Genomic DNA, 12,453 nt, shown 5'->3' with positions numbered 1-12,453 from the left:
ATGACTATAGTGTTCCAGCTGTGGCTTAACATAAGCTCAAATTCAACGGTTTGGAAGTGTTGTTGGGTAATTAGTATTACTATATAGTCGTTTTCGACGGAGGGATGGCCCTGGCGGTTTTCCGTGAGAGGCGTCCCCCGAGGTTCTATAAAAACAACAATCGGAGACCGATCTCATGAGCCAGGAATTGCGCCTGATACGGCGCATCACACTGAAACTGATTCCCTTCCTGATCCTGCTGTACCTGATCGCCTATGTGGATCGCTCCGCCGTCGGCTTCGCCAAGCTGCACATGGGCGCCGACATCGGCATCGGCGATGCGGCCTATGGCCTCGGTGCCGGGCTGTTCTTCATTGGTTATTTCCTTTTCGAAATCCCCAGCAACCTGATGCTCGAACGCTTCGGCGCGCGGCGCTGGTTTGCGCGGATCATGATCACCTGGGGCGCGATCACCATCGGCATGGCCTTCGTCCAGGGCCCGCACAGCTTCTATGTCATGCGCTTTTTGCTCGGCGCGGCAGAAGCAGGGTTCTTCCCCGGCGTTCTCTACTACATCACCCAATGGTTCCCGGTGCGCCATCGCGGCAAGATCCTCGGGCTGTTCATTCTTTCGCAACCCATCGCCATGATGATCACCGGTCCCGTGTCCGGCGGTTTGCTGGGCATGGACGGCATTCTCGGCCTGCACGGCTGGCAGTGGCTGTTCATCGTCATCGGCACCCCGGCGATCCTGCTGACCTGGCCGGTGCTGCGCTGGTTGCCTGACGGCCCGCAACAGGTGAAGTGGATGGATCAGGCCGAGAAAGACTGGCTGACCGGCGAGCTGAAAAAGGATCTGCAGGAGTACGGCCAGACCCGTCACGGCAATCCTTTGCATGCGTTGAAAGACAAACGCGTGTTGCTGCTGGCGCTGTTCTATCTGCCGGTGACCCTGAGCATTTACGGCCTCGGCTTGTGGTTGCCGACGTTGATCAAACAGTTCGGCGGCAGCGATCTGATGACCGGTTTCGTGTCGTCGGTGCCGTACATCTTCGGGATCATCGGTCTGCTGATCATCCCGCGCAGTTCCGATCGCATGAACGATCGCTACGGGCATTTGGCGGTGCTTTATGTACTGGGCGCGATTGGCTTGTTCCTCAGTGCCTGGCTGACATTGCCGGTGGCGCAACTGGCAGCGCTGTGTCTGGTGGCGTTTGCGCTGTTTTCCTGCACGGCGGTGTTCTGGACGCTGCCGGGGCGGTTCTTTGCCGGTGCGAGTGCGGCGGCGGGGATCGCGCTGATCAACTCGGTGGGCAACCTCGGCGGCTACATCGGGCCGTTCGTGATCGGGGCGCTGAAGGAGCACACCGGGAATCTGGCTTCGGGGTTGTACTTCCTGTCGGGAGTGATGGTGTTCGGGCTGATTCTGACTGGCGTGGTGTATCGCGTGCTGGAGCGTAAGCACGTGTTGCCGGCCGATCAATTTGCCGCGAGTGCGCGTGGTGCGACCCGCACCTGACACTCATCCATCAATCACCACCGACCCTGTGGGAGCTGGCTTGCCAGCGATGGCGGCGGCACATCCCACATTGATGTGTCTGACAGATTGCTATCGCTGGCAAGCCAGCTCCCACAGGGTTCTTCAGTGTTCAAGAGTTTTGTATAAAGGAGAAAATTTATGCATCTGGTTCAATTCGAATTGAGTAACGGCGAACGCCGCGTCGGCGTGGTCGAAAGCGCTGTGGTGCGCGAAGTGCAGGATGCCCGCAGCGTGCGTGATCTGGCCCTGGCCGCCATCGAAGCCGGCGGCACTCTGGAGCAGCAAGTAAAAAGCCTCGGCCTGGGCACCAGCCATGACTATGCGCAGTTGCTCAAAGACCTGCGCATCCTGCCGCCGCTTGATCACCCGGACCCGGCGCACATGCTGGTCAGCGGCACCGGTCTGACGCATCTGGGCAGCGCCTCGGCCCGCGACAAGATGCACCAGCAGGCCGGTGACGAAACCGCGATGACCGACACCATGAAAATCTTCAAATGGGGCGTCGAGGGTGGCAAACCGGCGGCGGGGCAGGCGGGTGTTCAGCCGGAATGGTTCTACAAGGGCGACGGCAGCATCGTCGTGCGTCCGGGCGAAGCCTTCCCGTTGCCGCCGTTTGCCGAAGACGCTGGCGAAGAGCCGGAGATGGCCGGCCTGTACATCATCGGCCACGACGGCAAGCCGTATCGCCTGGGCTTCGCCGTCGGCAACGAGTTCTCCGATCACGTCATGGAGCGCAAGAATTACCTGTACCTGGCCCACTCGAAATTGCGCAGTTGCAGTTATGGCCCGGAACTTCGCGTCGGTGAGCTACCCCAACACCTTGCAGGCACCAGTCGTATCCTGCGTGATGGCGAAGTGTTGTGGCAGAACGAGTTCCTCAGTGGCGAGGCCAACATGTGCCACAGCCTGGCGAACCTCGAATACCACCACTTCAAGTACAGCCAGTTCCTGCGCCCGGGCGACGTGCACATTCACTTTTTCGGCACCGCGACCTTGTCGTTCGCCGATGGCATTCGCACCCAACCGGGTGACGTTTTCGAAATCAGCCAGGCCGAATTCGGCGCACCGCTGATCAATGGCATCGCCCCGGTTCAAGCGGTTTTCGAACCGGACAGCATCGGCACCCTTTAAGGAGATCCCATGACTCAGATTCTCGGTCACAACTACATCGGCGGTCAGCGTAGCGCTGCCGGCAACGTCAAACTGCAAAGCGTCGACGCGACGACGGGCGAACAACTGCCGCACGATTTCATCCAGGCCACGGCCGAAGAAGTTGACGCCGCCGCCAAAGCCGCCGCTGCCGCCTACCCGGCCTATCGCAGCCTCAGCGCCGAGCGCCGCGCGCAGTTTCTAGACGCGATTGCCGACGAACTGGACGCGCTCGGTGATGATTTCGTCGCCGTTGTCTGCCGCGAAACCGCGTTGCCGGCTGGCCGTATTCAGGGCGAACGCGGTCGCACCAGCGGCCAGATGCGCCTGTTCGCCAAAGTGCTGCGCCGTGGCGATTTCTATGGGGCACGGATCGATTTGCCGTTGCCGGATCGCCAGCCATTGCCGCGCCCGGATCTGCGTCAGTACCGCATCGGCCTTGGCCCGGTTGCGGTGTTCGGCGCGAGCAATTTTCCACTGGCGTTTTCGACTGCCGGCGGAGACACCGCATCGGCACTCGCTGCCGGTTGCCCGGTGGTGTTCAAGGCGCACAGCGGTCACATGGCCACGGCCGAGCTGGTGGCTGATGCACTGATTCGTGCGGCGGAAAAAACCGAGATGCCAGCGGGTGTGTTCAACATGATCTACGGCGGTGGCGTCGGCGAGTGGCTGGTCAAGCATCCGGCGGTTCAGGCTGTGGGTTTCACCGGTTCGCTCAAGGGTGGACGTGCGTTGTGCGACATGGCCGCGGCACGCCCGCAACCGATCCCGGTGTTTGCCGAGATGTCGAGCATCAACCCGGTCATCGTCTTGCCACAGGCGCTGGCCGCTCGCTCGGAAAGCGTCGCTCGCGACCTCACCGCGTCGGTCGTGCAGGGCTGCGGTCAGTTCTGCACCAATCCCGGTTTGGTCATCGGTATTCGCTCGCCTGAATTCAGCGCATTCGTGCAACAGGTTGCAGGGTTGATCGGCGACCAACCTGCGCAAACTATGCTCAATGCCGGCACCCTTGGCAGTTACGGCAACGGCTTGCAGAAGCTTCTCGCGCATCAAGGCATTGAGCATCTGGCCGGCAATCCACAGCAGGGCAATCAAGCGCAGCCGCAGCTGTTCAAAGCGGATGTCAGCCTGTTGATCAACGGCGATGAAGTGCTGCAGGAAGAAGTCTTCGGCCCAACCACGGTGATTGTCGAGGTGGCCGATCAGGCGCAACTCAGTGCCGCATTGAACGGTTTGCACGGGCAGCTCACGGCGACGATCATCGGCGAGCCGGCGGACTTCCAAGCGTTCGCGGAATTGACGCCGCTGCTGGAACAGAAGGTCGGGCGCATCCTGCTCAACGGCTATCCGACCGGTGTCGAGGTGTGTGATTCGATGGTCCATGGCGGCCCGTACCCTGCGACGTCCGATGCCCGTGGCACTTCGGTCGGCACGCTGGCCATTGACCGTTTCCTGCGTCCGGTGTGTTTCCAGAACTACCCGGACAGCTTGCTGCCGGAACCGCTGAAAAACGCCAACCCGCTGCGCATCCAGCGCCTGGTGGATGGCAAGCCATCGCGCGAAGCGTTGTAAGGCAACACCCATAACCTGTGGGAGCTGGCTTGCCAGCGATGACTGCGGCACATCCCACATTGATGTGTCAGACAGATTGCTATCGCTGGCAAGCCAGCTCCCACAGGGATCTGCATCGACAATAAGCTATCATTCGCTCTTTCCCCCCTACAAAGACTGTTCACCATGACTGCCCCAACCCTTCTCAACGCCCTCGAACACTGCGGAATGGTCGAAATCGACGGCCTGCACGCTTTCGAATTCGCCCTCGATGAAGACGACAATCTGCACATCGAATGCATCGATGGCCGAGCGGCCAAGCATTGGGAATTCACCCCGGCACAAGTTGAAGCGGCGACGTTTGACGAAGCTCTGCAGAGCTGGCTAGTCATTGGCTATGCCAGCGATACCAAGACCACCGGCGAACACCGTCTGGTGTGCCTTGGCGACGTAGTCAGCAGCAGCGACGACGAGGATGAAACTGATGAAAATGCGTAAATTCTGGCCGCTGCTGATGGCCGGCAGCGTCGGTGCGATGGGCCTTTCCAGTGCATCCGCTGAAAGCTTCCAGCTGCTGGTCGGCTCTTACACTGCCGGCGCCAGCCAAGGCATCTATCGGATGAGCTTCGATAGCGCCACTGGTCAGATCGAAGCCAAACCACTGCAAGTGGTGAAAAGCGAAAACCCATCGTGGCTCACTCTGTCCAAAGACCAGAAACGCTTGTTCGTGGTCAACGAAAATGGTCCAGGTCAAACCGATCCGGTCGGTCGCGTCAGCAGTTATGCGATCGATCCGAAAACCCATGCGCTTAGCCTCATCAATCAGGTACAAAGCCTGGGCAACGAGCCGACCCATTCAAGCCTCAGCCATGACGCCAGCCATTTGTTCGTCAGCAACTATTCGGTGATGGAAGATCCGGGCGGCACGCTGGCGGTGTTGCCGGTAGGGGCAGACGGCAAACTCAAACCGGTGGTGCAGATGAGCGCGCACCCGGCGAGCCGGGTCAACCCAGAACGTCAGGCATCGAACCACGTGCACTCGACGGTCTCTTCGCCGGACGGCCGTTATGTGTTCTCCAATGATCTGGGCGCGGACAAGGTCTTCATCTACCAGTTCGACCCGAAGGCCAACCCGGATTTGCCGCTGACCCCGGCCAAAACCGCCTCGGTGGCCATGCCTGCCGGCAGCGGTCCGCGTCATCTGTTGTTCAGTGCTGACGGCAAACATGCCTGGCTGACCATGGAAATGAGTGCGCAAGTCGCGGTATTCGATTACAACGACGGCGTGCTGACTCAGACACAACTTGTAGACCTCGCGGCTGGCCAACCGACCTCGGACAAGGCAGGGGCTGCGCTGCATGCTTCCGCTGACGGCAAATTCCTCTACGTCAGCAACCGTGGCACCGCCAATCAGTTGGTCGTGTTCAGCATTGATCCGGCGACCGGCCAACTCAAAGAGCTGCAAAAACGTTCGGTGGAAGGTGATCACCCGCGCGAATTCAGCCTCGACCCGAGTGGCAAATTCCTGCTGATTGCCAACCAGAAGAGCAATGAGATTGTCGTTGTTGAACGCGATGGCAAGACCGGTCTGCTCGGTAAAACCGTGCAGAAACTGCCGATGGACGCGCCCAGCGACCTGAAGTTCGTAGTGCGACAATAAGCCACAGGCCCCGGTTCGCGGGGCCTGTCTCTATGTATTAATCGCGCTGATAACTGCTACTGTTACAAAGCATTTCAAGCGATCAACCCTCGAGCGTTAAGTTGGCTCCACAGCCCAACCGGGCAAGCAAGCCAACCGAACACGAGGGTTACCGCCATGAACTTCAATCTTTTCTCCGTCATCGCCGCTTCCGCCATCTCCGCCACCGTGGTTCTGCCAGCCAGTGCCAACGTCGAAATCAACAGCAAAAAATCCCACGCCCAGAGCTACACCCAGAAATATCTGCAACAGAGCGCCAACTTCTACGCTGCGCTGGATCACAAAGCCCAACACTGAAATTCCCCGTTCCCGAGAGATACACGATCTCCTGTAGGAGCTGCCGAAGGCTGCGATCTTTTGATCTTCAACGTCAAAAGATCGCAGCCTTCGGCAGCTCCTACATGTGTGTGCGTTTGACCACACGATAGGTTTTATTCAACGCCGAAATAGACCGGCTTAATGATCAACGAAGCTGATGTTCACTATGGAAAACCCTGAGTGGTTGCCACAGCTTTTTTGATCGATTCTGTGGGCATCGAAACATGCCCACGGGAGAACACCATGGCCAGCGCAATCATCTCTTCTGCCAAATTCGGCGCCTACCTGGCCATCGGCCTGTACCTGGCGCTGGTGCTGATCGTCAGCATCTCATCGCAGATGGAACACAGCTTCGACGCACCGATTCAGGTCGCAAGTCCCGGCATTCAGTTCGAACACCGCTCGCAAAGCGTGATGGTCGACCGGGCTGAACTCGCAGGAGTCGGCGGCGCATGAAAGGCTACAGACTTTGGGTTATCGCCAGTCTCGCGTTGATGACTAACGGCGCGTCGTTGCTGGGCATTGGGCAGGGTTCGGTGGGAGCGCTGGCACGAGCCATAGAGGCCAATCACAACATCGCCCACGACATCGAGCGGGCGAATACGCTGGGGCTGCTGGCCGGCAATCCGCCGAGCAAGGCCGCAGCGAATTTTCTCGGGCCGTTCGAAGTGGATTGCTCGGCCCTCGGGATGTGCCAGGTTTTGGCCTGAACCCGTGGTTATTTCTTCATGATCGAGGTGAAGAGGTCAGACTCGAGAAAGTGTTGAAGCCAGGCTTGCAGGCGAACGTACGGCGTCTGCGCAAACCACTCGCGATCGACATGGGCGAACTGGCGTACGAACGGCAATAACGCCACATCCGCCAGGCTCGGATGATCGGTCAGCAAGTAATCGCGCCCTTCAAGCAATTCGTCCAGCCTGCGTAAAAACTCCGCCCCCTCGGCCCGATAAACTTCCATCGGCTGCTCGGGATAGCGCTCGGCATATTTGTAGCGGTTCAAATGGACCTTGAACACCTGATCATTGGCTTCGATCAACTCGGCAACCCGAGCATCACCGCTGAGCAACCAATCCTGCGGATCATTCTGTGCCAGCGCCCAGCGCATGATTTCCAGGCTTTCATCGATCACCCGACCATCCGCATCCAGCACCGGTACCGTGCCCTTGGGCGAGATCGTCAGCATCTCGGCCGGTTTGGCCTTGAGGCTGACCTCGACGATTTCCACCGGCACGCCGCAATAACGCAGGGCCATCCGCGCGCGCATGGCGTAAGGGCAGCGGCGGAATGAGTACAGCGTATTCATTTCACCTCCAGCGTGCTCAAACCGTTGCCCTGGCGCAGCACTTGAATCTGCACCGGGATTCGCTCGTGCATCTCCTGCACGTGGGAAATCACCGCGACCTTGCGGCCCTGCGCCTGCAAGCCGTCGAGGGCATCCATCGCCAGTTGCAGGGATTCCGGATCAAGGCTGCCAAAGCCTTCGTCGATAAACAGCGATTCGATTTTCAGCGTGCTCGACGCCATTGATGCCAGGCCCAGCGCAAGGGCCAGCGAAACCAGGAATGTCTCGCCGCCGGACAACGAATGCACCGAGCGCAATTCGTCGCCCATCTCCTTGTCCATCACCAGAAGGCCGAGCATGCTACCGCCGCGCTTCAGGCGATAGCGTTTGACCAGTTGGCGCAACTGCACGTTGGCGTGGTGCACGAGCAAATCGAGGTTGTAGGCCTGGGCGATCTTGCGGAAAGTGTCGCCCGTCGCCGAACCGATCAACGCACTCAGACGTGCCCAGCGCTGGTACTCGGCATAGGCGTCGGCGATTTGCTGCGCCAGTGCCTGATTGGCGTTCTGTCGGCGCTGGTCTTCAGCCTGTTCGGCGCGCAATTCGGCGCATTGCTGCTCGCTGACGTTGAACTGGTGCTGCAGGTCAACGAGGGCGCTGGCGAGTTGTTCGGCATCGAGATTGCCGTTGTGCTGCGCCTGATGATCGAGCAAACGCTGATCGCGTTCCTGCAACAGCACTTTGGCCTGTTCGATGGCTTTTTCATTGCGCTGCAAGTGTTCGCGCAATTCAGCCAGTTGCGCATCATCGACCCGCAACAGATCTTCCAGACCGCCATCGTCCAGTTCAGGATGGCGGGCGCGCCAGTCGGCAATCTTGCCGGCGAGATCCTTGTCTTCGCTTTCCAGCGCTTGTAAACGTTCACGCTGTGCCTTGAGCTCGGCGGCGATCTGCACGCGTTGCGTGCTGACGTTTTGCAGCGCTTGAGCCGTGCTGGTTTCGGCGTTGCGTGCCTGCTCAACGGCGAGTTCGAGTTGCTGCTGCCAGTGCTCGGCGCTGCTGTGCTCACCGAGCAGTTGCGTGAGTTTTTGCTGGCAAGCCTGTTGTTGCTCGGCCAGCGCATTGAATTGCTGTTCGGCGGCTTGCGATTGCTGCAGGCGGGTCTGCTGGCGATCCTGTTCTTTCTCCAGCGTTTGCTGACGTTGTTGCTGCTCGGCCAGTTCCTCCTTCTGCTGCTCGACTTGCGCCAGGCGCTCGGCAATCTGCTGGTCCAGTTGCATGAACGTCGCAGCAGGTTCCAGGCGCAAGGCTTCGAGGGTGTCCGCCGGCAGCAGACTGCCAAACGCGGTGAGTTCTTCGTCTAGGCGCTGGCGATCGCTGCTCAACTCGCGCTGCTGGTTACTCAAGTGCTGCGCCGCTTGCTGATGCGCAGTTTCGGCCTGACGCAATTGCTGAGTCAGGCGCGCGGCGTCCTGTTGCAGGGTGAGCAGGGCGCCTTGGCGTTGTTCGTCCTGAGCGATGCTTTGATTCAATTGCTCGTTTTGGCGGGTGAGCCAGGCGTCGCGTTTATCGGCGTCTTGATTATGCAATTGCGCCGACAGCGGATGAGCGTCGAGGCTCGGCGCCAGCGCCTGTTGCTGAGCGGCCAATTGTTCCTGTTGTTGCAGCAGCTCTTTTTGCTGAGCAATGACTCCACCAACCTCAGCGCGCAGTTCAACCAGCTTTTCCTTGAGCTGATCGACTATTTGCTGGGCGTTGGCCTGCTCGCTTTCATCGTGGCGACCAAGGCTTTGCAGCAGCGCTTCGGGCTGGTGATATGGGTGCTCGTTGCTGCCACAGACCGGGCAGGGCTGATCGTCCTGCAACTGCTCGCGCAGCTCTTCGACACTGGCACTGCGGGCCAGACGCTGACGCTCCAGCAGTTCGCGGGTGACGTTGAGGGTCTGTTCGGCGACGGTCAGCTCAGCCTTGGTTTTCACGCCGTCCTGGGTCAGGCGATCACGTTCCTGCTGGGCGCTGAGCTGGCGTTGTTGCAGCTCGCTGCTGCGCTTGTGCAGATCCTGTTGGCTGGCCCACAGGCGCGACAGGTCTTCGAAGGCACGCAGTTGCTTGCGATTGTCCTGCAACAGATTGCCGAGGATGCCGATCTGTTCGGCGACGGCATCGGGTTCGGCGCCGGCCTCCTTGAACAGCACTTCAAGTTGCTGCTTCTGTGCGGCGAATGCCTCAGCGTTGCGCGTGGCGCTCTCTTCGAGCGAAGCCAGTTCGGCCTGACCATGATTGAGCCGATTGCCGATCTGCATTAACTGTTTGAGACGATCGCGGTAGGCATTCCACGCATCGCTCAACGGTGCAAGGTGAGCGCTTTGCTCAAGCCCGGCGGCGATGCGTTGCAGGCGTTCAGCGACCTGGCCCTGCTTTTCCAGCAAGGCTTGTATATCGCTCTGGCCTTGCGTGCACGCTTGCTGCGCATTCTGTTTGGCATCGGCGCTGCCGGCTGCTTCCTTGGCGAGGCGGGCGAGGGTGCTTTGTTCTTCAAAGGCCTGACGCAACAGCGGGGCATTCTCGCTTTGACGCTGTTGTGCCTCGCTCAGGGCGACTTTCGCCGCCGTCAGATTTTGCTCCAGCAGCGTCTGCTGGTTGCTCAGTTCTGCATGTTGCTGGGTGTGCGCGGCAATCTGTGCGGCCAACGGTGTGAGCAGCGCATCCAGTTCGGATTTACGCGCGAACTGGTGACGTTGCGGGCCGAGTTGCTCCAGGCGCGTCAGCTTGACGCGCTCGCCGGCCAGACTTTCCCATTGCTGTTGCGCGCTGTGCAGTTGCTCGGTCGCGGCTTGCTGCGAGTCCTGCAACAGGCGCAAATCCTTCAGCCAACCGTGCTGCTGTTCAAGCTGCTTGAGTTGCGTCTGCTGCAACTTCAGTTGTTGTTGCGCAGTATTGAAACGCTCATCCAGTTCCGCCCGGGCTTCGGGCGCCAGCGGGGTGACGCCGGTGGCTTGATCCTGCAACAGCTTGTGCGCTTCGCGGGCCTCCTTGGTCTTGTCGAAGGCGCGACGGCCGAGGCGCGTGTACAGCGCGGTGTCGGTGAGTTTTTCCAGCAGTTCGCTGCGATCGTTGTCGTCAGCCTTGAGGAAGGCACTGAACTCGCTCTGGGCCAGCAGCACGGCGCGGGTGAACTGTTCGAAGTTCAGGCCCAGCGCGGCTTCCAGTTGAGTCTTGTATTCGCCTTTCTGGCTGGCGAGCAGTTGATCCTGATCGATGTCGCGCAGGCTCTGCCGACTGGCCTGTAACTTGCCGCCAGCCTTTTCCCGCGCACGATTGGCTTCCCAGCGCGCACGGTAGCGACGACCATCGACACCGACAAAATCCACCTCGGCGTAGCCTTCACCGGTACCGCGACGCAGCAACGTGCGCGGATCGCCGGTGGCGATTTCGCCATCGGCATCCGGGACTTTGGCATCACGGCCGGTGTTGTTCAGACGCGGCACGGCGCCGAACAGCGCCAGGCACAATGCGTCGAGCAAAGTACTTTTACCGGCGCCGGTCGGGCCGGTGATCGCGAACAGACCGGCGCTGGCCAGCGGTTCGGCAGTGAAGTCGATTTCAAACGGACCTGCCAGCGAGGCGAGGTTCTTCAAACGAATGGCAAGAATCTTCATGGCTGCTCGCCCTCCATTTGCACGTCCTGCAACAGTTCGGCGAAGTCCTTGAGCGTCTGCTCATCGACCTCGTTGCCATAGTTGTCGAGCCACGCGCGGCTGAACAATTCCTGGGGCGTGAGTTGGTCAAGTTCGATCAACGCGGTGCCGTCCTCGATGCCATCGGCACCACGATTGCCAGCGTATTCGGCGGCGATGCGCACCAGACGCACAGCTTTGCCTTGCAGGGCGGTTTCTACCTGATGGCGCAGATCCGGTTGCGGCTCGTCGAGGCGCACGCGCACTTCCAGCCACGGTTGGCGCTGGGTTTCGGCCAGCAGATCGACGTTCGGCAAGTCCGCCAGTTGCACGAGGATTTCCGCCAAGGGCGCCGGGCCGATGCGCTGCAAGTTGACCGCGCGGGGGATCAGTTTTGGTTCGACGCTGACCAGCGTTTCGCCGTCGAGGGTTACATCGAGAATCTGGTGCTGATAACCAATCTCCGAGAACGACAACGGAATCGGCGAGCCGCTGTAGCGAATGCGCTCCTCACCGTTGACCTTCTGCGGTTTGTGCAAGTGGCCGAGGGCGACGTAGCTGATGCTCGGCCCGAACAGGCTGGCGGGCAGGGCTTCAGCATTACCGATGATCAGGCTGCGCTCCGAGTCTTCCGAAACCGAACCACCGGCCATGTGCGCATGGCTGATGGCGATCAGCGCCTGGCCCGGCTTGCGCTTGGCATTCGCCGCTTCGATCAGCCATTCATGCACCTGACCAATGCCACGCAAATAGTTGTCACCCAAGTGTGCGCCAGTCACTTCCGCCGGGCGCAGGAACGGCAACGCCAGGCACCACGCGGCGATTTCGCCTTGGGCATTCGGCAGCGGCAGCAACAGACGTTCGGCATCGAGTTGGCCATCGTCCAGCCACAGCACGCGACCCAGTGCGTGGGTGCGCAAACGGCGCATCAACGGCGCGGGCAACTCGATCCGCGAGCCGGAATCGTGGTTGCCGGCGATCATCACGATGGTCAGCAACGGCTGCTGCTCGTGGGCGCTGACGATGAAATCGTAGAGGCGTTCCTGGGCTTTGACCGGCGGATTGACCGTGTCGAAGATGTCACCGGCAATCAACAGCACGTCCGGCTGCGCCAATTGCAGCTGGCGCAGCAGCCATTCGAGGAAGCACGCATGCTCGAAATCGCGCTCCTGGCCGTGCAGGTTTTGCCCAAGGTGCCAGTCGGAGGTGTGAAACAGACGCAAGGTGGACTCCGCAACAATTAAAGAGGTGATGGCCG

General features: G+C 60.1%; 11 protein-coding genes. 8 read left to right on the top strand and 3 right to left on the bottom strand.

Features of this window, described 5'->3' with window-relative positions; genetic code table 11:
- The first annotated feature begins 175 nt into the window (after nt 1-175).
- The 8 genes from ACA061_RS15260 to ACA061_RS15225 all read left to right on the top strand — a co-directional run bounded on the left by ACA061_RS15260 (nt 176) and on the right by ACA061_RS15225 (nt 6,946).
- Complete coding sequence (locus ACA061_RS15260) at nt 176-1,498, top strand: MFS transporter (RefSeq protein ID WP_150602752.1); 1,323 nt, start codon at nt 176-178, stop codon at nt 1,496-1,498.
- Nucleotides 1,499-1,657: 159 nt separating this feature from the next.
- Nucleotides 1,658-2,650, top strand: coding sequence for an AraD1 family protein (araD1, locus tag ACA061_RS15255; protein ID WP_210699868.1), 993 nt, complete (start codon nt 1,658-1,660; stop codon nt 2,648-2,650).
- A 9-nt stretch (nt 2,651-2,659) separates the two neighbouring features.
- On the top strand, nt 2,660-4,240 hold the full coding sequence (locus ACA061_RS15250) for an aldehyde dehydrogenase (NADP(+)) (protein ID WP_497299537.1): 1,581 nt from the start codon (nt 2,660-2,662) through the stop codon (nt 4,238-4,240).
- Nucleotides 4,241-4,405: 165 nt separating this feature from the next.
- Nucleotides 4,406-4,717, top strand: a complete 312-nt coding sequence (locus ACA061_RS15245) for a DUF5629 family protein (protein ID WP_210552918.1) — start codon at nt 4,406-4,408, stop codon at nt 4,715-4,717.
- On the top strand, nt 4,704-5,879 hold the full coding sequence (locus ACA061_RS15240; RefSeq protein WP_210552917.1) for a lactonase family protein: 1,176 nt from the start codon (nt 4,704-4,706) through the stop codon (nt 5,877-5,879). Before ACA061_RS15245 ends, ACA061_RS15240 begins: the two co-directional genes overlap by 14 nt.
- Before the next feature lie 156 nt (nt 5,880-6,035).
- Nucleotides 6,036-6,215, top strand: coding sequence for a hypothetical protein (locus ACA061_RS15235; protein ID WP_150602747.1), 180 nt, complete (start codon nt 6,036-6,038; stop codon nt 6,213-6,215).
- Nucleotides 6,216-6,479: 264 nt separating this feature from the next.
- Nucleotides 6,480-6,692 (top strand): hypothetical protein, encoded by a 213-nt coding sequence (locus tag ACA061_RS15230; protein WP_150602746.1) that lies wholly within the window; start codon nt 6,480-6,482, stop codon nt 6,690-6,692.
- Complete coding sequence (locus ACA061_RS15225) at nt 6,689-6,946, top strand: hypothetical protein (RefSeq protein ID WP_042559497.1); 258 nt, start codon at nt 6,689-6,691, stop codon at nt 6,944-6,946. The genes ACA061_RS15230 and ACA061_RS15225 overlap by 4 nt, the downstream gene beginning before the upstream one ends.
- 8 nt (nt 6,947-6,954) lie before the next feature.
- Here ACA061_RS15225 and ACA061_RS15220 read toward each other — a convergent pair whose 3' ends face one another.
- From ACA061_RS15220 to ACA061_RS15210, 3 genes are read right to left on the bottom strand one after another with little or no spacing between them, the layout of a single operon-like run.
- Nucleotides 6,955-7,539 carry a glutathione S-transferase gene (locus tag ACA061_RS15220; RefSeq protein WP_497299536.1) on the bottom strand — a complete coding sequence of 195 codons (585 nt, stop codon included), beginning with the start codon at nt 7,537-7,539 and terminating at the stop codon, nt 6,955-6,957.
- Nucleotides 7,536-11,177 carry an AAA family ATPase gene (locus tag ACA061_RS15215; protein WP_497299535.1) on the bottom strand — a complete coding sequence of 1,214 codons (3,642 nt, stop codon included), beginning with the start codon at nt 11,175-11,177 and terminating at the stop codon, nt 7,536-7,538. Before ACA061_RS15215 ends, ACA061_RS15220 begins: the two co-directional genes overlap by 4 nt.
- Complete coding sequence (locus ACA061_RS15210) at nt 11,174-12,418, bottom strand: exonuclease SbcCD subunit D C-terminal domain-containing protein (protein ID WP_497299534.1); 1,245 nt, start codon at nt 12,416-12,418, stop codon at nt 11,174-11,176. Before ACA061_RS15210 ends, ACA061_RS15215 begins: the two co-directional genes overlap by 4 nt.
- Nucleotides 12,419-12,453: the final 35 nt, after the last annotated feature.

This window comes from Pseudomonas sp. LBUM1668 (assembly GCF_059695715.1).
Note: the sequence above shows the minus strand (reverse complement) of the source record. Positions and strands in the feature narration are given on the sequence as shown.